Raw genomic sequence first — 24,536 nt, 5'->3', positions numbered from 1 at the left:
CAGGTGACCAACAGCGGCACGATCGCTGCGCTCGGCAACACGGTCGTCACGGGCGCGAGCGTCAATTCGACCGGCTCACTCGGTGCGGGAATCGATGCGAACGGCAACGTCACGGGAGCCGGCAGCCTCGCGGTGACGGGCACGGATGGCGTCACCGCCACGGGGCAGCAGATGGCGGGCGGCAATCTCGCGCTGTCGGGTAGCAGTTTGAACATGGCCGGCGGGCAAACTCTGGCGAAGGGCAATGCGTCCCTGACGGCGACCGCCGCCGGCGGCGGCACCGGCAACATCGTCCATACCGGCGCGTCGCTGCAAGCGGGCGGCAGCCTGACGGCCAATGCCGCAGGGACCGTCACGAACGATCAGGGGAAGATGGGCGCCGCGCAACTGAGCGTGACGGCCGGCGGCATTTCGAATCGCGGCGGTACGCTGTCGCAAACCGGCGCGGGCGACACGATGCTGACCGCCTCGGGCGCCTTCGACAATACCGGCGGCACGGTCACGACGAACGCGCAAAACACCACGATCCACTCGGGCAGCCTGACCAATGCGAGCGGGACGATCAGCCAGGCGGGGGCGGGCGCGCTGAAGGTCCAGACCGGTGCGCTCGACAACGGTCACGGCAGTATCGGCACGAACGGCGTAGCGACGATTGCCGCCAGCAGCCTGCACAACGGTTCCGGTTCGATCACGTCGGCGCAGGCGCTCAACGTGGCGTCGAGCGGCGACATCGACAATACGGCGGGCCGGCTCGAAGCGGCCGGCGCGGTGAACGTGTCGGGCGCGAACGTGCAGAACACGGCCGGGCGAATCGTGTCGGGCAACGGCGATGGCCTCACGTTGATGGCGAGCGGCCAGATCACGAACGCGGCGGGCACCACGGCGCAGGGTACGACGGGCGGCGTGATCGGCGGCAACGGCAATGCGACGATCAACGCGGCAACGCTCACCAACAGCGGCACAGTCACGGCCGCGCAGAACCTGGGCGTGACGACTTCGGGAACCCTCGACGACAGCGGCGGATCGATGAGCGGCGCGACGCTCCAGGCGAATGCGGCGTCGCTCAGGAACGCGAATGGGACGATCAGCGCCAGTACTGTGTCGCTCAACGCGCCGCAGTTCGACAACAGCGGCGGGAAGATCACGGCGAACCAGCTCAACGTAAGCGCCACGAACCTGACGAACCAGAACGGCGCACTCACCCAGCTCGGCGCGGGGGCGATGGGCGTGAATGTCAGCGGCACGCTCGACAATTCGAGCGGCGGCGTGATTCAGACCAACAGCACGGACCTGACGCTTGCACCGTCGACCTTGAACAACAATGGCGGCACGATCACCCATGCCGGCACCGGCACGCTGACGGTCAATGCGGGCCAAGGCACGGGGGCGTTGACGAACGTCGGTGGCAAGATCGTGACGAACGGTCTGGCGAACCTGTCGGCCGGCAGCATGGACGACACGGGCGGCACGATCTCCGCACAGACCGGACTGAATGCGACGGTTGCTGGCGCATTGAACAATACGAACGGACAGCTTGAATCGAACGCGGACCTGAGCGTCACGAGCGGCGCGGCCATTACGAACGCCAATGGGACGATCGCTGCAGCGAATAACGGGTCCGTGCAGTCCGCTTCGCTGACGAACAGCGGCAGCGTGACAGCGGGTCAGAATCTCAACACCACTGTCACCGGCACGCTGGACAACAGCGGCGGGACGCTGAGCGCACAGACGGTCACGGCGAGTGCCGCATCGCTGAAGAACGCGAACGGCACGATCAGCGCCAATACCGTGTCGGTCACCGCCCCGCAGCTCGACAACAGCGGCGGGAAGATCACGACGAACCAGCTCAATCTCGCCGCGACGAACCTGACGAACGGGCATGGCTCGATCACGCAGCTCGGGACTGGCGCAATGGGGCTCGGCGTGAGCGGCGCGCTCGACAACTCCAACGGCGGCGTGATCCAGACAAAAAGCACTGATCTGACGCTTGCCCCGGCGACATTGGATAACAACGGCGGAACCATTACGCATGCCGGGACCGGCACGCTGTCGATCGATGCAGCCAATGGCACGGGCGCGGTCACCAACGTCGGTGGCTCGATTATCAGCAACGGACAGGTCGCGCTGAATGCGGGCAGCCTGGATGACACGGGCGGGAGCATCGGGGGGCAGTCCGGGCTGAGCGCGACTGTCGCCGGCGCCCTGAACAACACCAGGGGACAACTCGAATCCAACGGGAACCTGAGCGTCACAAGCGGTGCGGGCATCACGAACACCAGCGGCACGATCGCTGCGTCCGGCAATAACACGGTGCAGGCCGCGTCGCTGACGAACGGCGGCAGCATCACGGCCGGACAGAATCTCAACACCACCGTCAGCGGAATGCTCGACAACGGCAACGGAACCTTGAGCGCGCAGGCGATCACGGCAAACGCCGCATCATTCAAAAACGCGAGCGGCGTCGTGAGCGGCAACGCGGTATCGATGTCGATTTCGCAGCTCGACAACAGCAATGGCCGGATCACCACGAACCAGCTTGGTGTCACCGTGACGAACCTGACGAACGAAGGTGGATCGATCACGCAGCTCGGGACCAGCACGATGGATCTCGGCGTGAGCGGCACGCTCGACAACTCGAACGGCGGTGTGATCCAGACCAATAGCACGGACCTGACGCTTGCTTCCGCGTCCGTGAACAACAACAGCGGCACGATCACGCACGCCGGCACCGGCACGCTCACGATCAATCCGGGCAATGGCACCGGGTCGCTGACGAACGTCGGCGGCAAGATCGTGACTAATGGACAGGCATCGGTGTCGGTCGGCAGTCTCGACAATACCGGGGGCAAGCTGGCTTCGCAGGGCGTCATGACCGCGACCGTTCAGGGGACGCTGAACAACACGAATGGACGGCTGTCGTCGGGCACAGGGTTGAGCGCTAGCAGCGGTGGTCAGCTGCTCAATGCTGGAGGCGTGATCGGCGCGGGCGGCGCAGTGAGTGGCAGTACGCTGAGTGTGAACGCATCTTCGATCGACAACTCGGGCGGGGCCATCACCAACCTCGGGAATGGCGCGACGACCATCAACGGCGGCAGCCAGATCACCAACAGCAATGCGGGCGGCGCGTCCGGCATGGGCTCGATCAGCGGCAACGGCAACGTGACGCTGAACGCGACGTCGGTCTCCAACACGCAGGGCGGGCAGCTGAGCGGCGCGAACCTGCAGATCAACACTGGCAATCTGGACAACACCGGCGGGGAAATCGGCAATGTTGCCAATACGACGGGCGACGTCGGGATTGCGACGGGTATGCTGACCGCCACGAGCGGCCAGATCAATGCATCCCGGAATCTGTCGGTCACCGCCAATACGCTGGCAGGCGGCGGCACATACAGTGCGGTCAACGATCTTTCGTTGAACCTGCAGGGGAACTTCACCACCTCGCCGAACTATCGCTTCAGTGCAGGCCACAATCTGACCTTCACGCTGCCCGGCACGTTCAGCAACAGCGGCGCCTTGTCGGCCGTGAACGGACTCAACATCAATGCGAGCGACATCGAGAACTCGGGGGTGCTGGGGGCTGGTGGCCTGCTGACCACGCACTCGAACACGCTGACCAATACGGGCGCGATCGTGGGCGGCAGCGTGTCGCTGAATGCGACGCAAACCCTGTCGAATCTGGGCACCACCGCGCTGATCGGTGCGACGGACAGCGCCGGCACGCTCGAGCTGCTTGCGCCGGACATCGAGAACCGCGACGACACGACCGCGGCCGACACGCAGGCGATGACCGCAATCTACGGTCTCGGCAAGGTCGTGCTGGCCGGCGGCAAGGATGGGAGCGGCAATTACATCAACGCGAATCTGGTCCGGAACCAGTCCGCGCTGATCCAGTCGGGCGGCGACATGGAGATTCACGCCAATCAGGTGACGAACACCCGGCGCATGTTGACCACGGGCGGCTTCACGTCGACGGTCGACCCGGCCCTGCTGCAAAGCCTCGGCATCAGCCTGTCCGGGTGTGACGCCACGTACATGGCCGCGTGTGGGCCGGGCAATCCGCAGGTCCTGGGTTCGAGAGGCGCCCCGACGCTGATCGGTGGCGTGCCGACCGATCCGCCGCACGGCGGCCAGTGGAACAGCACTTACCAGTACACGACCTATACGGGCGTTGCAATCGCCAATACGGTCACGTCCATCAGCCCGGAATCGCAGATCATCGCCGGCGGCAACCTGAACACGGCGTCGGTCGGGACGCTCCAGAATTACTGGAGCCAGGTGGCCGCTACGGGAAACATTGCGGCGCCCACCACACTCGACCAGAACAGCTGGCAAGGCCAGAGCGCGCCCCAGGTGCAGGTGACCTACTCGGGCCAATATCACTACGACAACTACGACAACAGCGAATACAACTGGCAGCTCCCGTTCGGCAATGCCGGGTTTGTGACGTCCCATCCGGGCGGCTACACGCAGGCGGCGCCGGCCGACGTCCGCACGTATGCGCTGCCAGCGTACGAATCCTCGTTCACGGCGGGCGGTGCGTTGAGCGGCACGGGCGTGACGATCAACAACACGGCGGGCAACGCGGGCGTCACGCCCCTCGGGCTCCTGCCGGGACAGACGGTGTCCGGCGCCGGCGCCGGTTCCGTGAGCGGAACGATTGGCACGTACGGCGTGAGGGCAATTGGCGCGGGTGTGGTGAGCGGGTTGGTCGGAACGGGCGGTGGCGTGCGTCCGACCCCGGTGGCGATCCACGGCGGCCACATCGCCAACAGCGGCCTCGCGAACTTTAACAATCCGATCATCGCCGCGGCAGCAGCGGTCAATGTGCTCAACAACATCACGGTGCCCAAAGGCGGGCTCTTCAGCGCGAATACCGCGCCGAACGCACCGTACCTGATCGAGACGAACCCGGCCTTCACGAGCCAGCAGCAGTGGCTCTCGAGTGATTACTACTTCCAGCAAACGGGCATGAACCCCGGCCAGATCCAGAGGCGGCTGGGCGACGGGTTTTATGAGCAGAAGCTCGTGCAGGACCAGATCCTGTCGCTGACCGGGAAGTCGGTGCTGACAAATTATGCGGGCACGCAGGACGAGTTCAAGGCACTGATGACGTCGGGCGCCCAACTCGCGAAGTCGCTCGATCTGGCGCCCGGCACGGGCTTGTCGCCTGAGCAGGTGGCGCAACTGACGAGCAACGTCGTCATCATGCAGACGCAGGTCGTCGCCGGGCAATCCGTGCTCGTGCCGGTGGTCTATCTGGCGAAGGCGAGCCAGGAGAACATGGGTAACGGTCCGGTTATCGCGGCGACGAACATCGATCTGCAGAATGCGCAGACAGTCACCAATAGCGGCACGATCAAGGCGGTGAACAGCTTCGCGATCAGCGGGCAGAGCATCGACAGCTCGTTCGGCACGCTGCAAAGCGGCGGGCAGATGTCGCTTGTGACGGCGGGCGACGTGAATCTGACGTCTGCGACCCTTAACGCGGGTAGCCTGGCGCTGCAGGCGGGTGGGAACCTGGTGCTGGATACGGCGGTGAAGAGGCTCAACCAGGTCAGCGACAGTGGCGCGACGCGCATTACGACGACGCTCGGTCCCGTGGCCAGCATCAACGTGGCGGGCAATGCGGCGATCGTGACGGGCGGGAATTTCGAGCAGGACGCGGCAGCGCTGAATGTCGGCGGCGCGTTGGGCATGAGCATCGGCGGCAACTGGACGCTTGGCGTACAGCAGACCGGCGAGACGAAGGTGGTGGCTCGCGCGAACGGCATATCCGATACGCACATCGTGAGCGACGTGGGCAGCAGCGTGAAGGTCGGCGGCGTGTCCCTGATCGCCGTGGGCGGGGACCTGACGGCGACCGGTGCGAACATCAGCCTGGGCCGCGGCGGAACCGTCGCGGCCGGCGGCAACGTGACGCTGCAGGCCGCGACCGCGACGTCGAGGGTGGACAGCAACAGTTCCGGCAGTGACCATCACGGCAGCTACGCGGAGACGCTGCATACGTCCGACGACACGGTGACGGGCACGACGCTCAGGAGCGGCGACAGTCTCGCGATCGTGTCGGGCAAGGACCTCAACATCACGGGTAGCACGGTCGCGCTCGACAAGGGCAACGCGCTGCTGATGGCGTCAGGGAGCGTCAATGTCGGTGCGGCAACGGAAACGCATGTCGACAACTCCCACGAGACGCACAGCCATAGCGGCGTCGCGAGCCACACGAGTGCGGTCAATCGCGTCGATCAGACGACGACCCAGGCCGATGGCAGCACCATTTCGGCAGACAGCGTGTCGATCTCCAGTGGCAAGGACATCAACGTGACCGGCAGCAGCATCGTCGGAACGAATGCTGTTGCGCTCGCTGCGAAGGGCAGCGTGAATATCCTTGCTGCGACCGATACCTGGCAGGATTCCGAATTTCACGACGTCAAGCACTCGGGACTGTCGGGAAGCGGCGGTATCGGCTTCAGCGTCGGTTCGAGCGAGCAGAAGGATCAGTACGATGCCAGTTCCGTCACGCAGAGCCAGTCGCGCAGCACGGTCGGGGCCGTACAGGGCAACGTGACGATCACGGCGGGCAAGGACGTCCATATTGGCGGCAGCGACGTCATCGCGAACCAGGCAGCGGACGACGTGGCGGGCAAGACCGGCAACATCGGCATCAAGGCGCAGAACATCACGATCGATCCGGGGCAGGACACGGCGCAATCGCGCGATGCGCAATCGATGCGTTCGAGCGGCGTGACGATGGCCGTGACCGGCACCCCGCTCGATACCGTGCGCAACCTCAAGGCGGCAGGGTCGTCGGGCAATGCTTACCAGCGGGGCACCGGCATCGCGAATGAGATCACCGCGAGTACGCTCGATACGCCTTCGGTGTCGCTCTCGTACGGGCACAGCAGCAGTTCCAGCACGACCACCCAGTCGAGCCTGTCCAATGCGGGCAGCACGGTGCGCGGTGGTGGAAACGTTTCGCTGACGGCAACCGGTGGCGCGCTGACCGACGCGAATGGCCAGCCGCTCGACGGCGACATCAGCGTGACCGGTTCGACGATCAGCGCGAAAGGCACGGCGAGCTTCGACGCGAATCGCAACGTCACGTTCCAGGCCTCGACCGACCAGATGCGGCAGAGCTCGCAGTCGAGCAGTTCGAGTTCGAACTTCCAGTTGGCGAGCCCGAGCCTGGGCGACCTGTCGCGCTGGATTCAGGGTGGCCCGAACACAGGCGGTGTGAGTTCGTCGCCGTATAACGCGGGCAGGAGCAGTCAGGACGGCAACTTGTCCTCGACGCAGCAGACGGCGACAGTCGTGTCCGGCAACAGCGTGATCGTGAAGAGTCACACGGGCGACATCGATGTGACCGGTTCGGGCATCAGTGGGACGCAGGGCGTCGATCTGGTGGCAAGCGCCGGCGCGATCAATGTGCTGGCCGGCACGAATACGAACACGAGCCACCAGGAGTCCAGCGGCCACCAGTTCGGCAGCCTGGGCAGCAACGGCAGCGGCATGGGTTTCACCGTGGGCGTGGCGAACAGCCATTCGGTGCAGGACACGGCTGGACAGACGCAGAGCACGATCCGCAGCCAGATCGTGAGCGGCAAAGGCAGCGTGACGCTGGATGCGAAACAGGACATTACCGTACAGGGTGCGGACCTGTCCGCGGGCAAGGACCTGACGCTGATCGGGAAGAACCTGAATCTCGATCCGGGGACGGACGCGCAGCAGAGCAGCATGAGCCAGAGCGCGAGCCAGTACGGTGTGACGCTGGCGCTGGGCGGTGTGGCAGGCGACACGGTGGCCGCCGTTAACCGGAGCATGACGCAGGCGAGCCACGCAAACGATCCACGGCTCGCTGCGCTGGACAAGGCTCAGGCTGCGCTGGCGGTGTATAGCGCGCCGGCAGCGGCAGCCAGCGGCCAGGCACCTGCTCTCGTCAAGGTAACCGTCAGTGTCGGTGGCGGCAGCAGCCACAGCGAAGCACAGAGCGGTTCGACGACGACGGATGGCAGCAAGCTGACCGCCGGCGGCACCGTGACGCTGGTGGCGACCGGCAGCGGCGCGAAAGACGCGAACGGGGTTGCAACCGATGGCGACATAAATGCGCGCGGCACGCAGATCACCGCGCAGGACGTGACGCTGAACGCGGCGCGCGACGTCAACCTGCAAAGTGCACATGACACGACGAAGCAGAACAGCAGCAACAGCAGCACCAATGCGAGCATCGGGGTGGGGTTCGGGCTCGGCGGGACGCAGAACGGCTTCACGCTCGAACTGGCGGCAAGCGCCGCGAAGGGCAACGCCAACGGCAATAGCGTGACGAACCGCGATACGCAGATCAGCGCGGGCAACACCGTGTCGATTACGAGCGGACGAGACACGAATCTGCGCGGCGCCGAAGTGTCTGGCAATACGGTTGACGCGAATGTCGGGCGCGACCTGAACATTGCGAGCCAGCAGGACACGAACACCTACAACAGCCAGCAGACGAGCGCGGGCTTCCAGGCGAGCATCTGCGTGCCGCCGTTCTGCTACGGGCAGACCGTCAGCGGCAGCGCGAACGCCAGTGATCAGACCATCAAGGACCGTTTCCAGTCGGTGAACCGGCAAAGCGGTATCCAGGCGGGCAGCGGCGGTTACAACATCAACGTCGGAAACCACACCGAGCTGGACGGCGGAGTAATCGCCAGCACGGCGACGCCGGACAAAAACTCGCTGTCGACGCAGACGTTCGGCTATACCAATCTGCAGAACACGGCTGAGTATTCGGGTTCGACGATCAGTCTGAGCGCGAGTACTGCGTCTGGCCAGGGTACGCAAGGGTCGCTGAGTGTGCCGGGCATGGGCCCGACAGGCTTCGGGGTGGCCGGCACGGGTGACAGCGCCTCTGGAACAACCTATGCAGCGGTGAGTCCGGGCACGATCACGGTTCGGAGCGACGCGGGAACGGGGCACGACAGTACGGCCGGTCTGAGCCGGGATACGGCGAGCGCGAACGGCTTTGTGCAGGACACCTTCGATGCGCAGAAGATGCAGACAGACATGGCGATCCAGCAGGCGGCGGGTCAGGTCGGCATGCAGGTCGTGGGCGACATTGGCACGAAGTTGCGGCAGGGTGCGGACAATGCGATGAAGCAGGCCGCTCAGGATTATAAAAACGCGATGGCCACCGGCGACGAAGCCGGTATGGCGCAGGCGCAGGCCGACTACACCGCGGCCAGTCAGCAGTCCGCGCTGTGGGCCGATGATGGAGCAGCGCGTATCGCTTCGCATGCGGTGGTGGCGGGACTGGGCGCGGCAATGGGTGGCGGCAGTGTGGCGGGTGCGGTGGGAGGCACCGTCGCGGGCGATATTGCGAGCAACCAGGTCAGCAATGCGCTACGCGACACGCCGGGCGGAGCCTTGCTTTCGAACGTGGCGGCTGGCCTGGCAGGCGCTGCGGCCGGCGGAGCGTTGGGCGGTTCGGCGGGCGCGATGAGTGGCGCGAACGGCACGCTGGCGGCGGACCTTTACAACCGGAAGTTGCACCCAGACGAAGTATCGGCGGCGGAAGAACTGGCTGATGCGAGTGGTGGTAAATACACGCAGGCGCAGATCGAAAACCAGATGGCCCAGATGAACTTGACGGAGGGCGGGCAAACCGAATACGGTAGTGTTCGCGTTGTTGTCGGTGCCCAGCCACAGGATGGAACGGACTGGCAGCCTTACGGCGTCAATCAGGCCGGGCAGCAGGTATGGGCACAAAGTCTGCCGAGTGGCGATCCGGATCTTCAGGCATATATCGTCAAAAACACGAACGGGACCAGCGCGGCAAATGGCTTGACCTACCAGGCCACGACAACCGGTTCGAATCCGGGGCGGGTGAGAGCGCCGGACTTTGTGAATTTCCAGTTGGATTACTATGTTGGGAGTGTGTGGGGCACGTTCACCCGTGACGGCAATGCGTTCGTTGGAGGTGGACTCAACATGAATCTACCGAACCCGGTGAGTGCAGCAGCTAGTGTGCAGTTTGGATGGCTGAATAGTGCTAATGTTGCCCCAGGACAAACCAATAACTTTGCCTCTGGTTATTCAGGTCAATCGACGGGAGCGTATGCAGGTGTTGGTGCGGGCGTCGCGTATTCTCCCGGAAATGGAACTGCTACTGTGGTTGGGTTTGGCGCTGGCGAGACACTGGGAAAGACGAAAAATCCGGTCGCGGTTGGTGGCGGCTATTCCATTGATCAAGGCAAGACGGGCATTGGGTGGTAAACATGGCATTTCCAGCATCATCTCCCAGGACACGTGCGCAGAAAACTATTTGGTGGATCTGCTTTGCGGTAGGAATGGGATTCATTGCCTACGTGGTGTTGAAAAACGTCTTCCACTGGTAGATTCGAAATTAGTCAGCTGCTTTCACAATCAGTGGCACTGGCGAGTGCCTTGGGTGTTGATCTTTACAGTCGGTGGCTGCGCCAGTCTGAAGGGAAAGCCGGCCGAGCGGGCCCAAGATAGTTAATACGACGGATTCGCTGCAACCAAGGAGACACTGACAATGCAACCGGTAGCAGAATCCAATGCGTTCATTTCTTTAATTCCGCTGCTACTCGCGTGCGTTGGGATCGCCTTTGCTGGTCACTATCTTGCGAAGGACAAGGGGCGCCCGGTCATCCGCTGGACCATCCTTTGTATCATTCCGATTGTGAATTTCTACTGTCTTGCTTATCTCGTCGGGTGCACAAACCTTCGCCTTGAAGCGAAGCTCGATGCGATTTTAAAGGCGCAAGGCCAAACCCTGGTCAACCTATAAGACCAGAGCATCAGCAACCGCTTCCAGTCGCTGAACGTGCAAAGCGGAAGCTATCAGTGCGTGGGCGAGAGATCGCGTGTGGCAAGCTATTCTTGCGCCCTCCGCGCAGGCGCGTGGTGGTGTTAATTTGATTTCATTCAAGTCCTTGGGTGGAAAGTAATATGGAAAATTTTCCAAAAGGATGGGATGGGGTTGTAGAGTTCATGAAAAAGGAATGGATTGACAGCGATGTAACGAGAGAGCTTTCTCGTCTTGTTCCTGATTCAGATCTTGCAATTGTTATTTGGGGATGTCTGAAGGAGGAGTCCGTTACATGGCTGGATTATAAGGTGCCGGCATTGAAGCGAAGGAAGCCAATTGATCTTCTGAAATCCGAGAAAGGAAGGGGTGAGATTCGATGGATATTAATCTCGAATCCATGGTGGCCAGCAATGGGGAAGCGCAATGATAACAAAAGATTGGCCGGCGTTAGGAGCGAGTGATCTATCGCACTAGTTCTGAACACGACGGCAAAGACGCTCACCCAGGTTAGCGACACCGGTGCGACACGGGTCACGACGACGCTTGGCCCCGTGGCCAGCATCAACGTGGCGGGTAACGCAGCGATGGTGACGGGCGGCAACTTCGAGCAGGACGCGGCGGCGCTGAATGTCGGCGGTGCGCTGGACATGAGCATCGGGGGCAACTGGAATCTCGGGGTGCAGCAGACCGGCGAGCATAAGGTCGTCGAGCGTGCTAACGGCGTGTCGGATACGAATATCAATCAGGCGGTCGGCAGTTCGGTGAAGGTCGGTGGGCAGTCGAATGTCGCCATCAGCGGAGATCTGACGGCGCTGGGCGCGCAGATCGATCTCGGCCAGGGCGGCACGATCGCGGCGAAGGGCAACGTGTCGCTCGGCACGGCGAGCGCGACGTCGACCGTGAACAGCAACAGCTCGGGCAGCGACACCAGCCGCAGCTATGCGGAAACGCTGCACACATCGGACCAGGCGCTGACCGGTACGACGCTCAAAGGCGGCGACACGGTGAATATCGTGTCGGGCAAGGACATCACGGTCAGCGGCAGCACGATCAGCCTCGACAAGGGGAACGCGAATCTGCTGGCCAAGGGCAATGTGAATATCGGCGCGGCGAGCGAAACGCATGAGCTGAACTCGCACGAAACGCACAGCCACGGCGAAGTCGTGAGCGGTTCTAAAATCGCAAGCAGCATCGATCAGACGATGACGCTGAGTCAGGGCAGCACGATTTCCGCCGATGGCGTGAACATCGTTAGCGGGAAGGACATCAACGTCACGGGCAGCAACATCGTCGGCACGAACGACGTTACCCTGAAGGCGGCGCACGACGTCAACATCACGAGCTCGCAGGATACGCAGGCAACGCAGACCGACTACAGGAAGAGTGAATATGGCTTCCTGTCGGGAATGACTGTCCTGAACCAGCTTGACGGTGGGCTGCAAGGCTACAGCTTCGGCGCGCGCAAGACGACCGACGCACAGCAGACTTCCCAGGTGACGAACAACCGCAGCATGGTCGGTTCGGTGAACGGTAATCTCACCGTTAGCGCCGGCGACGACCTGCACGTGACGGACAGCATACTGCACGCCGCGAACGACCTCGGGCTTGCTGGCAGGACGGTGACGATCGATGCGGCGCAGAACACCTCGACGCAAAGCGAGCAGCAATCGTTCAGCCAGACAGCGATCACGGGCGGCATCAGCAATCCGGTCCTTGCGGCAGTGCAGACCGCGAACCAGATGCGGCAGGATGCGAAAAAGACCAAGGGCGACGCGCGGCTTGAGGCGCTCGCTGCAGCCACCACCGGGCTGGCAGCACGGTCTCCGCGGGGCGCAACCTGACCATCGCCGCTGCCGGTGCAGGAACGGACAGCAACATCAACGTCATCGGCAGCGACATCTCTGCCGGTAACAACGCCACGTTGAACGCCGAGGGCAACATCAACCTTCAGGCGGCACGGAATTCCGATAGCCAGACGAGTACGAACAGCGGATCGAGCGCGAGTATCGGCGTGACGTTTGGCGTCGGGTCACAGAACGGCATTTCGTTCCAGTTGGGAGTGTCGGGCACCAAGGGTAACGGTAACGGCAGTGACACCACCTGGACCAATACACACGTCAATGCGGGCAATACGCTCACGCTGCAATCGGGAGGCGATACAAATCTCAAGGGGGCGGTGGCGGACGGCCAACAGGTCATTGCGAACGTCGGCGGCGATCTCAACATCGAGAGCTTGCAGGACGTCAGCCATTACGACTCGAAGCAGACCAGCGGCGGCGTGTCGATCAGCGTATGCGTGCCGCCGATCTGCTACGGAACGTCCAGTGTGTCGGCGAACTTCAACCAGCAGAAGATGCACAGCGACTACGCGAGCGTGGGCGAACAGTCGGGCATCAAGGCGGGTGACGGCGGTTTCCAGATCAACGTGCAGGGCAACACGGACCTCAAGGGCGCGGTGATCGCGAGCAGCGACAAGGCGGTGCAGGACGGCGTGAACAGCCTGACGACCGCGACGCTCACGCATAGCGATATCGAAAACCATGCGGCCTACGACGCGTCGTCGGTTGGGGTTTCCGGCGGCTATGGCGGCACGATCGGCAAGGACCAGAAAGGTGTGGCGAACAATACCAATCCGGTGCCAGGGAGTGCATTGCCCAGCGCCGGTGGCCTCTCGGCAGCGCCGCCGGTGGTGCTGGGCGCGTCCGGTGATGCCGGCTCGACTACGCACAGCGCAATCAGCGGCGGGTCCATCACCATTACCGATGGCGTGAAACAGCAGCAACTGTCCGGACAGACGGCGGCGGAAGCCGTCGCGGGCATCAGCCGCGATACGACGGGCACGACCAATACGATCGCACCGATCTTTGATAAGGACAAAATCCAGGCCGGGTTCGATATCACCAGCCAGTTCGTCAATCAGGTTGGCACGTTCGTCAGCAATCGTGCGAAGGAAGCGGATGCGGCGAAGAAAGCTGCCAATGATCCAAACCTGACGACAGACCAGCGCGCGGCGGCACAACAGCAGGCCGATCAGCTTTCGGCGGAATGGGGGCCAAGCGGATCGTATCGTCAGGTGCTGACGGCTCTCACAGTTGCTGCTGGTGGCAATGTGACGGGAGGAATGGGCCAGTTCGTGCAGAGTGCGACGGTGGCGTATCTGCAGGAACTTGCCACAAACCAAGTGAAGCAGATTGCCGACAGCCTCGGAAGCGAAGGGGCACGCGCTGCGCTCCATGCGATTGTCGGCTGTGCAGGCGCGGCAGCCAGCAGCCAGAGCTGCGGTGCGGGCGCAATGGGTGCGGCAACCAGTTCGGTGATCGGGAGCCTGCTGGCGCCAGCAGGCAATCTGTCGTCATCGGAACGCGAAGCGCGCGACAATCTGGTGACGAGCCTGATCGCGGGTATTGCGGCAACGTCAGGCCTGAATGCCGCGACGGCGACTGGTGCTGGCAAGATTGAGGTCGAGAATAATCAGGTTTCGCTGTCAAATTCATCATCGTCGCCGCCGCCGCCCTGGCTGGCGGGACTCCTCAAGTTGCCGGGGTACAAGGGCGAGACGGCCAGCAAGGGCGATGGCATCATTGCTGATCCGGCGACGGAACTCGATCCGACGATCAAGCCGGGCTCATTGATCTACCCGATGCCGGACGCCAAGACGGTGAATGACTGGATTACGGCTATCATTCCGGATCAGGTCAAGGACCTCGTCGATCATATACTTACATCCGATTCGGCAGGAGCGCCTCCGCCTAATTTAACCCCGCCTGGTGCGGGACGCGGTGGAGCATTTAACGCGGCCAAACAGGCGGCAGGTATTCCGACCAGCCAGCAGCCAAGTGCCGTCTATCCGAACACAGACAAGCGAGGTGATCCTCAGCCAGGCTATCAGTACGAATTCACTGTCCCTAAACCTGGTGGCGGCACAGAAACGATCACTATTCGTGACGACGCTGGCGGTCACTTCTTTGGTGAAGGAAACTCGCAAAATCGAGGTCCTCACTTCAACGACCCTGCAGGAAATCACTATGACTACTGACATCAAGCTATTATCGAGCGCAGATGTGTTCCTCGAGAATGACATCGTCCGACTTGAACGCAGTGCGTTTCCTGCTGATATTCAGCTTGGCGCTGCTGAGTGGTCTGCGGAGCGGCAGGGGCACCATGACGCGTTTTTACTTGTGTTGAATTTCGCGCTTAGGCAAGTAATGGACCGTCTCGGTAACTATGACATCTGGCTGCTTACAGGAGACTCGGTCTGGCAAGCGGATACAAGAATCGTGCGCTATAGGAAACGGTTCAATTCACTCAAAATGCGAGGAATCGATTTCGAGGCGATATCGGACCGATTTGAATCGATGATCGAGGAGGGTGGAAAACTTAAATTCTTCGGCGCCGTACGCCTTGACGTTTCCGTATTTTCGACAGTGCCCCTGACAATGACACCAGGAGCCTGCACGTACATTGTGGCCAAACCCAAAGGCAATCCTTGGGAATTTCCTCTTTCGGCCGGATGGTCTGGAAAGTGGAACAACGACTCCCAGTTGATTGCTGCAATTGCTGCTATTGGGGGTATCGCGTTTCAGCGATTCGGGTTTTTTGATGACCCCCAGGTGGGACTCATTGGGATTGGAAGTCCAGCCACGCTGGAGCGCATCGTTATGTAGCGTAGCAAGTGCGTGACCAGGAGTGTGCGTCTACTAGTGCAACGTTGAATAGTGAAAGCGGTGAGGGACGAAGGGCAATTTCAACGTTGAACCTCGCGCGATACATGATTCAAACAAGATCCGCGTGGGCCAAGGATTAGTGGATCAAGGACGATGTGAACATTTTCAAGATTGCACGGGACGAATGCTTCGTTAACTCAGCCCATATCGAGGACTGCGATGACAAGGCCCTTTTGAGCCTTGCCATCCAATTTGTTCTGCGCGTTTTTTCCGCTTGGCGCGCATTGACACCAACCTTGATATTGATCTTCATTGTTAGCGTTGACGAATTTAGCGTGGTCGTTAAATTCCACGCGAAGCGTCCAACAAAACAATGGCTTAGCGAGAGCATGGAGGGTTATGAAGATCCGACCATGTCAGTGGAGTCATCGGAAGATTTGACTTTGGCCTTTGCCGCGTTGCGCGGTAGATGATTGTCGGGAAGCGGCGGCATCGGCTTCAGCGTTGGCGCGAGCGAGCAGAAGTATCAAAACATGCGAGCTCCGTCACGCAAAGCCAGGCGCGCAGCACGGTCAGCGCCGTACAGGACAACGTGGCGATCACGGCCGGCAAGGACGTTCACATCGGCGGCAGCGACGTCATCGCGAACCAGGCGGCGAACGATGTGACGGGCAAGACCGGCAACATCGGCATCAAGGCGCAGAACATCACGATCGATCCGGGTCAGGACACGGCGCAATCGCGCGATGCGCAATCGATGCGTTCGAGCGGCGTGACGATGGCCGTGACCGGCACCCCGCTCGACACCGTGCGCAACCTCAAGGCGGCAGGGTCGTCGGGCAATGCTTACCAGCGGGGCACCGGCATCGCGAATGAGATCACCGCGAGTACGCTGGATACGCCTTCGGTGTCGCTCTCGTACGGGCACAGCAGCAGTTCCAGCACGACCACCCAGTCGAGCCTGTCCAACGCGGGCAGCACGGTGCGCGGTGGTGGCAACGTTTCGCTGACGGCAACCGGTGGCGCGCAGAAGGATGCGAGCGGCAATCCGCTCGACGGCGACATCAGCGTGACCGGTTCGACGATCAGCGCGAAAGGCACGGCGAGCTTCGACGCGAATCGCAATGTGACTTTCCAGGCCTCGACCGACCAGATGCAGCAGAGCACGCAGTCGAGCAGTTCGAGTTCGAACTTCCAGTTGGCGAGCCCGAGCCTGGGCGACCTGTCGCGCTGGATTCAGGGCGGCCCGAACACGGGTGGTGTGAGTTCGTCGCCGTATAACGCGGGCAGGAGCAGTCAGGACGGCAACTCGTCCTCGACGCAGCAGACGGCGACAGTCGTGACCGGCAACAGCGTGATCGTGAAGAGCCACACGGGCGACATCGATGTGATCGGTTCGGGCATCAGCGGGACGCAGGGCGTCGATCTGGTGGCGAGCGCCGGCGCGATCAATGTGCTGGCCGGCACGGATACGAATACGAGCCACCAGGAGTCCAGCGGCCACCAGTTCGGCAGCCTGGGCAGCAACGGCAGCGGCACGGGCTTCACCGTCGGCGTGGCGAACAGCCATTCGGTGCAGGACACGGCCGGACAGACGCAGAGCACGATCCGCAGTCAGATCGTGAGCGGCAAAGGCAGCGTGACGCTGGATGCGAAACAGGACATCACCGTACAGGGTGCGGACCTGTCCGCGGGCAAGGACCTGACGCTGATCGGGAAGAACCTGAATCTCGATCCGGGGACGGACGCGCAGCAGAGCAGCATGAGCCAGAGCGCGAGCCAGTACGGTGTGACGCTGGCGCTGGGCGGCGCGGCAGGCAACGCCGCGGCGGCGATCAACCAGGCGGCGGGCTCGCACCGCGCGAGCGATCCGCGGCTGGCGGCGCTCGACAGCGCCAAGGCGGCGCTGGCCGTCTACGACGTGGTCAAGACGGCCGGGCAGCTTGCCAGTCCCGAGGGGAGCAGTCAGGCGCTGGTCAAGGTGACCGTCAGCGTGGGTGGCGGCAGCAGCCACAGCGAGTCGCAGCAGAGTGCGACGGTCAACGGCGGCAGCACGCTGGGCGCAGGCGGCACCGTGACGCTGGTGGCGACCGGCAGCGGCGCGAAAGACGCGAGCGGCGTTGCTACCGACGGCGACATCAATTCCCGGGGCACGCTGATTTCCGGCAACGACGTGGTGCTCAACGCCGCACGCGACATCAACCTGCAAAGCGCGCAGGACCTGGCGCAGCAGACGAGCAGCAACAGCAGCAGCGGGAGCATCGGTGTAGGTTTCGGGCTTGGCGGACAGCAGAACGGCTTCACGATCGAGCTGGCCGCGAGCGCTGCGAAGGGCCATGCGAATGGCGACAGTGTTACCAACCGCGACACGCAGATTACCGCCGCGAACAGCCTGTCGATCACCAGCGGTCGGGACACGAACCTGCGCGGCGCGGAGGTGTCCGGTAACACGGTCGATGCGAACGTGGGCCGAGACCTGAACATCCAGAGCGTGCAGGACACGAACAGCTACGACAGCCAGCAGGTGAGCGGCGGCTTCAACGTGAGCATCTGCGTGCCGCCGATCTGCTATGGCTCGACGGTGAGCGGCAGCGCAAGTGCCAGCGACGAGAGCATCAGCAACCGCTTCCAGTCGGTGAACGTGCAAAGCGGAATCCGCGCGGGCGACGGTGGATTCAACATCCAGGTGGGCAATCACACGCAACTGGACGGCGGCGTGATCGCGAGTACGGCGACGCAGGATAAAAACACGCTGTCGACGCAGACGTTCGGCTATACCAATCTGCAGAACACGGCCGACTCCTCGGGTTCGACGCTGGGCGCGAGCCTGAGCGGCTCGGCGGGTGAGAGTTCGCCCAACGGGGTGAGCTTCAGTCCGTCGAAGGATAGCCCGTACCAGAACCAGTTCGGGCCGTCGGGCCTTGGGGTGGCGGGCGTGAGCAACAGTGCCTCGGGGACGACGTATGCGGCGGTGAGTCCGGCGACGATCACGGTGCGCGGCGATGCGGGTACCGGGCATGACAGTACGGCGGGGCTGAGTCGTGACGTGACGGGCGCGAACGCCGGCGCGGTGACGAACGGGTTCGATGCGCAGAAGGTGCAGGACGACATGGCCGTGCAGCAGGGGACGGTGCAGGTCGGGATGCAGGTGGTCGGGGACATCGCGACGAAGCTGGAGGACCAGGCGAACCGGAACGCCGACAAGGCGAGGGCTGCCCGGGATGCAGCGAATGATCCGCAGGATGAAGCACAGGCCCAGGCGAATCTGGACGCGGCGAACCGGGAGGCCGCGCTGTGGGGTAACGACGGGGCGGCGCGGATCGGCGCGCACGCGGTCGTGGCTGGGCTGGGCTTGGCGCGGCGCTCGGTGGAGGCAGTGTTGCTGGCGCGGTGGGCGGGACGGTGGCGGGAGATCTCGCAGGGAACGCGGTCGGCGACGCGCTGGGCGATACGGCTGGCGGGAAGCTGCTGTCGAATGTGGCGTCGGGGCTGGCGGGGGCGGTGGCGGGGGGCGCACTGGGCGGCTCCGCAGGGGCAATGAGCGGCGCCAATGGGGCGCTGGGGGCGGACCTGTACAACCGGCAACTGCATAAGAGCGAAGAGGAGAAGCTGAAGCAACTGCAGAAGGGCCAAAGCCCAGAGGAACAGCATAAGCTGGCCGCCGCGGAATGTGCGCTCGTGCATTGTGCAGATGGTGTATCAAACAATGACCCCGCAAAATCCGCGCTCCAAGCTTTGCAGAATGAAGGCCAGAACTACACGTATGAGCAGGGGCTGCTGACGAGGGCGGGAGCGTTCGACGGCTACGGCGCGGCCGATTGGTTGGTCGATTTGAATGATCGTAACCATTTGACAACTCGCGCGGCGGGGGCGGTGCAAGGCGTGACGGGCGCGGCGGCTGCGGCGGCGGCGATTGGTGCGGGTTGTGCGAGCGTGGTCGCGTGCGCAGCTGGGGTAGCGGTGGCTGGCACGAGCCTGGACTACTCAAAGGCGGGCTTCACTCAGTTCGTCAACGGCAATCCTGCATCGACTTATGGAGAACAGGCATTGCAAAGCTTGGGATTGAGCCCGCAAGCGGCGGCCATAGCGTATGCTGCATTGAGCGTGAGCGGAACTGCAACGGGCGCGGCATTGGAAAATCAGGCGGGCAAGCAGGCGGCGGCGTTTAATGATGCGGCCAGATCGACCTACACAACCGAGAAGTTCGGTACGCAGGGTTTACAGCCGACGGTTGCTGTGATGCAGACACCGCAAGCGCAAGCGGTTGTAGACGCGTACGTGTCGATGGGCCTTGCGCAGGACGATGCAACACGATATGCCAGAAACTTAATTAATTCGGGTTCGACACTGCCGACGACGTTTGCCGTTAACTCTGATACGGAGTTGATTAAGGTCGTGCCGAAGGGCACATTCGGAGGCGACTCAGTAAGCGGCTACTCTCCATACTTCATGACGCGAGCAGAATATGATTCGCTCTCTAAGCTGCCGGCAGATCAGATTGCGGCCAAACTTGGATTACCTGCGGAGCAGGCCGTTCGGGGTTCGCAACTCGGGTTCGATGTATACGCAATGAGTCCCCAACCGAGAACGACACCCACGGCGTTTGCGAGTCAGGTTGCGCCTGTGCAACAGGGGGCATATACGGCACCGGGTGGTGCACAGCAGATATTGGTACCTAACCGCAGCCAGTGGACAGATCCAAACGCAAACAAGATTGGTGAGATTAAGGGGCTCCGCTAATGGACGCGATTAAATTGAAGAAATATGCGGAATTGCTGGAAGCCGAGATTCGGGCGAATCTCGGCAAGAGCAAGGATGTGGACTGGCTGGCGCAGTATCAACCATTGCTCGAAGCGATTAAAGATGCTCGTGCCGGCCGAATCGGTCAGCCTCGCGATCTTGGATTAGCGAGATGGGAAATGGAATCTGAGATTCAAGCGTTCAGGAGCATATCGCACCGACTGGCACAGTTTGAACTTCTGCTTGAAGGTTGGCCGCTCGCAGGAGACTGACCTTAAAGCGAGGTGATTTCTAGCCAAAGCTTCCCTTCTTCGAACATGTTTTTATACGCTAACGGAAAGGCTCATGCAGTTTGAGACGCTCCTCAGAGGTTTGGAACTTCGAAGCGAAGGCGGACCTTAAAGCAGCAAACCCAGCCATTGATCCGGGTTTGTTGTTTGTGTGGTCCTATCCGAAATCAGGCGAGGTGGTGAGGGAGGCGTTGCGGCAATCGAGAGCGATGCGCATGCGTTGGCCGGACGAGAAGCTGGCCTGTCTGAGCCATACATCGGCGATCTGCACTCAGGGCATGAACGGCGCGGACGGGCCGTCGGGTTTCGCTGAACCGTAATCGGTTCACTGCGAGGCGGGCGTGCTTGCCACAATTGGCCTCGTCTCGGATGTAGATAGTTCTCGCGGTCAATCGAGAGGAGTCTACGGTTTCTCAATGAAATACGGTGGAGACACCATTAAGCTGTGTCGATGACTATCTATCGGCTCAACCGGCAGTTACACCAGAGCGAACGACAAGGATCGATCGCAAAAACTAACATAAATCAACAAAGCGAAATGTCAAAAAGAACACTAACCGCACTGACCGTCGCGACCGCCGTAACATCAATATTTGCCTTAGCCGGCTGCGCCCACAAGCGTATGCCGACGGACAATACGTCCGCGCAGCAGGAGCGGGCTCGTGTGGAAAAGCCCGAAGCGGAAAATGTCGCTGATCCGAACGCGGCAACGCTGACGTTCACATCCAGCGGGATGCCGATGATCGTCGCGTACTCGATGAGTCAGTCGCCACGCATTTGCAGCAGCAGCGACTTTAAGCCTGTCGGTCGGGTTTTCCACAGCGGCAGGGAGGTCCTGCTTCCTTGGATTGCCCACCTGACGGAGTTGGGCAACAAGGGATTGCTGCGTACCGAGACCGTGCGCGAGCAACATGTGCAGCCCGGCGTGCCGATTCAGGTGAAGGGTGTTTTTGGTTCCGAGGTGCCGGATCGCCGTTACGATTCATGCGGGCCGCTTGTCGCGGCGTTCACACCTGAGCCGGGACACAAATACCACGTCAACTTCGCATTTCAAGGTAAGTCGAGCTGCTCGCAAAGCTTGATGGATGTCACGGACTCGGACCATCCGGTTCCCGCGGGTCACGCTGTTGCGTGTCCGAAGGTGAATGACTATGCGGCTGTTGACAACGACGCGAAGAACTACCTGAAAGCCGATCACGAGAAGGATCTCAGCGAAGCGCAGCAGGAAGAGGCGGCCGCGACGTCCAATGCGGACAAGGTGTCGGCGATAAAGAAGGAGGCCGCTGCGCTGGATTCTCTCGGTCAATCGAAAGAGGCGCTCGCGACGGTCGACCGTGCATTGGCGATGGCCGGCGTGTCGGAGCGCAGGGCGCTGATCGCGACGAAGGCGGGCATTCTTTTCAGTCTGAACGATCCACAAGCCGCGCTGACGCTGCTCGCGCCGGAAATCGAGAGCATTCGCAAGCAGGCCGCGAGCCAGCCTCCCGTGCAGCGGGCCGCAATGCTCGGCACCTATACGGAGGGCTTCGTCACTGCAACGTTCGCACATATGCAACTGCAGCAGTGGCAGGACGCGGTCGGTACGCTCGCGGATGCGCAGTCGCCGCTCGAAGGGCCGAGCTTCCTTGCATACCGAGGGTTGATCTACCGGTACATCATGGCGAGGACACAGAATCCGTCGCTGGCCAATGCGTCGCTCGAACATGATGCCGCGTATTACGCGGAGCATGACAGCGGTCATTACGGTGCGCTGTTGCGGATGTGGCGAGGAGAAGAGACTGTCCTGGAAGTGGCGGGCATTCTTGCTCGCATGTCCGGTGTCGACCGGCAGGAGGCGCGGGGCGAGGTACTGTTCTACACCGCGGCGTATCTCAAGTTCGTCAAGGATAAAGCGGCCGGGGCGAAGATGACCCTCACCAACCTTAACCAGCTTGCTCCGTACGGAAGTATCGAATGGATCTACGGACAACGCGTATTGCAGTGAAGTGCCGGAGCATCGCTACCTTGCCGCCTGGGATCGCCTGCAACGTTTCATCACGGGCAGGCGCCGTTCGCCGATTTCTGGCGCTGGCTCCATGATGGTCGAGAGATCGATACCCGACGTAGTGCGCAGCGCGAGAAATCGGCAACACCCGTGAAACGACGGTAGGAAAAGTAGGCTCTGAAGAGCGTTGCCCCCAGAGGCAAAACACCTAAACCCCCCTATCCCAAATCAGAACGCCAGAAGCAAAAATCCCAACCCGACATTCGGTCCCCTCGCGCAAGCGGGCATCTTCACTAGGAATATCGAACCTCACCCCGGCGATATCCACGCGAACATATCGCTCGCCGCGCCGCAGTTCGACACCCTCGACCACACCGGAATAAGCCCCATCGGGCGAGATAACGACCGCGTGAGAGGAGACCCGCCACATCACCCGCTGCCCGGCAGCAAACCCGCGATCGCCAGTCTCGAGCACCAAACCATTGCCGATCTCGACCTGCCCCGGCGCCGTCACCACGCCTTCGCCCACATTGTGCAAACCGAGCAATTCGGCGACTCGCATCGAAGCCGGCCGCTCAAAAACCGAATCGATAAAACCCGCCTGCAGCACGTGCCCCTGTTCAACCACCAGAACCTCATCCGCCAGCAGCGCAGCCTCATCGGGATCATGCGTGACGATAATGGTCACTGCCGCAATTTCGCGCTGCAAGCGCCGCAGCGACTGCTGCAAACGCCGCCGCCGCGGCGTATCGAGCGCGGCGAACGGTTCGTCGAAGAGCAGCAATTCGCTATGACGCGTCAGCGCCCGCGCGAGCGCCACCCGCTGCCGCTGGCCGAACGACAATTGATGCGGCAAGCGCGCAACCAGCTGCGTGAGGCCCAGATGGTCGAGCCAGTAACGCGCGCTGGCCATGTCGGCGTCGACGGGAAACGCCAGCTGCTGCGCCACCGTCATGTGCGGAAACAAGCCGTAGTCCTGAGGCATGTAGCCGATCTGGCGACGCTCGGGCGGCAGCGTGCTCAAATCGGTCGCACCAAGTTGCACGGAGCTCGACGCGTTGGGTTCGAGTCCGGCAATCAGACGCAATGCCAGCGATTTGCCGGAGCCGGATGGCCCGATGATCGCAAGGCGCCGGGTGGCGGGCGCCCACGCTATGTCGAGCGCGAATGCGCCTAACTGCCGTCGCAAGTGAAAGGCAAGGCGCAGATCGGGTGTCTCGGCACGGCTCGCGGCGAGATCCGCGCGGGGTTCCAACGTGTCGTCGCCGTTTTCGGTTTGCTCGATCGCGGCGGCGGATCTGCCGCTGTAAATCGATAGCGCCGCGCAGACGATGGCGATCGCGAGCGTCGGCAGAAGCAAGGGCATCATCGCCGGCAAGCCCTGGCCTCCGAATACCACATAGGTGTACACCGGCAGCGAATAGGGGTGATAGGCAACCATCACGGTCGCGCCGAATTCGCCGAACGCACGCAGCCAGGCGAGCGCGAGTCCCGCGCGAATCGCCGGCCACGCTACCGGCAGCATGACCCGGAAGAAGCGGCTGCCGGCATGATGGCCGAGCGTCGCGGCGACGTCGTCGAGTACCGGGTCGACAGCCGCGAACGCCGATTTCGCGGCGATGATGAGAAACGGTGCGGCCACGAAAATTTCCGCGAGCACGATACCGGCGAACGAATCCGTCAGCCTGCCGCCTGTGAACCGGCCGACCCAGCTGTACGGTCCGACCAGAAACAGCAGCAGCACGCCGCTCGTGAGCGGCGGCAGCGCGAGCGGCAACTGCACGATGAAGCCGAGCAGCGCCACCTTGCGCGACTTCGAACGCGCCAGAAAATAGCCGAGCGGCACGCCGCCTAGCAGAATCGCGAGCGACGCCGCACTTGCGCTCGCTGCCGAGACGCCGACCGCCGACCACGTCGCGCGCCAGTCGACATTCGCCCAATCAGCGGCGCCGAGCTGCGGCACGCTCGCGATAAACGGCGCGCACAGGTAGACGGCAAGGAGCGCCGCCACCCACAGCAGCGGTTGCGCGGCGGTACGTGTCACCGCG

The 24,536-nt window shown here is 62.3% G+C and carries 11 protein-coding genes and 1 pseudogene; 11 read left to right on the top strand and 1 reads right to left on the bottom strand.

Going from position 1 to position 24,536, the window contains the following annotated elements; all coding sequences use genetic code 11:
• Positions 1–3: 3 nt before the first annotated feature.
• The 11 genes and pseudogenes from DLM46_RS07455 to DLM46_RS07420 all read left to right on the top strand — a co-directional run bounded on the left by DLM46_RS07455 (position 4) and on the right by DLM46_RS07420 (position 22,488).
• Positions 4–10,251, top strand: coding sequence for a hemagglutinin repeat-containing protein (locus DLM46_RS07455; RefSeq protein WP_244305951.1), 10,248 nt, complete (start codon positions 4–6; stop codon positions 10,249–10,251).
• Positions 10,252–10,534: 283 nt separating this feature from the next.
• Positions 10,535–10,789, top strand: coding sequence for a hypothetical protein (locus DLM46_RS07450; RefSeq protein WP_115100120.1), 255 nt, complete (start codon positions 10,535–10,537; stop codon positions 10,787–10,789).
• A gap of 161 nt (positions 10,790–10,950) precedes the next feature.
• Complete coding sequence (locus DLM46_RS38955) at positions 10,951–11,271, top strand: hypothetical protein (protein WP_133300305.1); 321 nt, start codon at positions 10,951–10,953, stop codon at positions 11,269–11,271.
• A 9-nt stretch (positions 11,272–11,280) separates the two neighbouring features.
• Positions 11,281–14,600, top strand: a pseudogene (locus tag DLM46_RS41205) (hemagglutinin repeat-containing protein); the annotation flags it as partial.
• 24 nt (positions 14,601–14,624) lie between these two features.
• Entirely contained in the window at positions 14,625–14,846 is a 222-nt protein-coding gene (locus DLM46_RS41200) for an HNH/endonuclease VII fold putative polymorphic toxin (RefSeq protein WP_425273969.1), read from the top strand.
• Entirely contained in the window at positions 14,836–15,474 is a 639-nt protein-coding gene (locus tag DLM46_RS07440; protein ID WP_115100119.1) for a hypothetical protein, read from the top strand. Before DLM46_RS41200 ends, DLM46_RS07440 begins: the two co-directional genes overlap by 11 nt.
• A gap of 155 nt (positions 15,475–15,629) precedes the next feature.
• Positions 15,630–15,947: a hypothetical protein gene (locus tag DLM46_RS07435; RefSeq protein ID WP_115100118.1), complete on the top strand. Its 318-nt coding sequence runs from the start codon at positions 15,630–15,632 to the stop codon at positions 15,945–15,947.
• 119 nt (positions 15,948–16,066) lie between these two features.
• Complete coding sequence (locus DLM46_RS07430; RefSeq protein ID WP_244305946.1) at positions 16,067–19,015, top strand: hemagglutinin repeat-containing protein; 2,949 nt, start codon at positions 16,067–16,069, stop codon at positions 19,013–19,015.
• The gene (locus DLM46_RS40070) at positions 19,012–20,214 is read left to right on the top strand and encodes a hypothetical protein (protein ID WP_244305944.1); all 1,203 of its coding nucleotides are present in this window, start codon (positions 19,012–19,014) and stop codon (positions 20,212–20,214) included. Before DLM46_RS07430 ends, DLM46_RS40070 begins: the two co-directional genes overlap by 4 nt.
• Positions 20,214–20,486, top strand: coding sequence for a hypothetical protein (locus tag DLM46_RS07425; protein ID WP_115100117.1), 273 nt, complete (start codon positions 20,214–20,216; stop codon positions 20,484–20,486). Before DLM46_RS40070 ends, DLM46_RS07425 begins: the two co-directional genes overlap by 1 nt.
• A gap of 469 nt (positions 20,487–20,955) precedes the next feature.
• Positions 20,956–22,488: a tetratricopeptide repeat protein gene (locus DLM46_RS07420; protein ID WP_133300304.1), complete on the top strand. Its 1,533-nt coding sequence runs from the start codon at positions 20,956–20,958 to the stop codon at positions 22,486–22,488.
• Between the two features lie 208 nt (positions 22,489–22,696).
• On the opposite strand, the gene DLM46_RS07410 is transcribed toward DLM46_RS07420, so the two are convergent.
• On the bottom strand, positions 22,697–24,532 hold the full coding sequence (locus DLM46_RS07410; protein ID WP_115100114.1) for an ABC transporter ATP-binding protein/permease: 1,836 nt from the start codon (positions 24,530–24,532) through the stop codon (positions 22,697–22,699).
• Positions 24,533–24,536: the final 4 nt, after the last annotated feature.

This window comes from Paraburkholderia lacunae, assembly GCF_003353175.1.
In the GTDB taxonomy this organism is placed as follows: Bacteria; Pseudomonadota; Gammaproteobacteria; order Burkholderiales; family Burkholderiaceae; genus Paraburkholderia; species Paraburkholderia lacunae.
This window is presented reverse-complemented; position numbering and strand designations above follow the sequence as displayed.

What these genes read in the sequence shown, in the direction of transcription:
- DLM46_RS07450 (WP_115100120.1), top strand. Translation starts at nt 10,535, where the DNA reads ATGCAACCGGTAGCAGAATCCAATGCGTTCATTTCTTTAATTCCGCTG.
- DLM46_RS38955 (WP_133300305.1), top strand. Translation starts at nt 10,951, where the DNA reads ATGGAAAATTTTCCAAAAGGATGGGATGGGGTTGTAGAGTTCATGAAA.
- DLM46_RS07440 (WP_115100119.1), top strand. Translation starts at nt 14,836, where the DNA reads ATGACTACTGACATCAAGCTATTATCGAGCGCAGATGTGTTCCTCGAG.
- DLM46_RS40070 (WP_244305944.1), top strand. Translation starts at nt 19,012, where the DNA reads ATGAGCGGCGCCAATGGGGCGCTGGGGGCGGACCTGTACAACCGGCAA.
- DLM46_RS07425 (WP_115100117.1), top strand. Translation starts at nt 20,214, where the DNA reads ATGGACGCGATTAAATTGAAGAAATATGCGGAATTGCTGGAAGCCGAG.
- DLM46_RS07420 (WP_133300304.1), top strand. Translation starts at nt 20,956, where the DNA reads ATGACTATCTATCGGCTCAACCGGCAGTTACACCAGAGCGAACGACAA.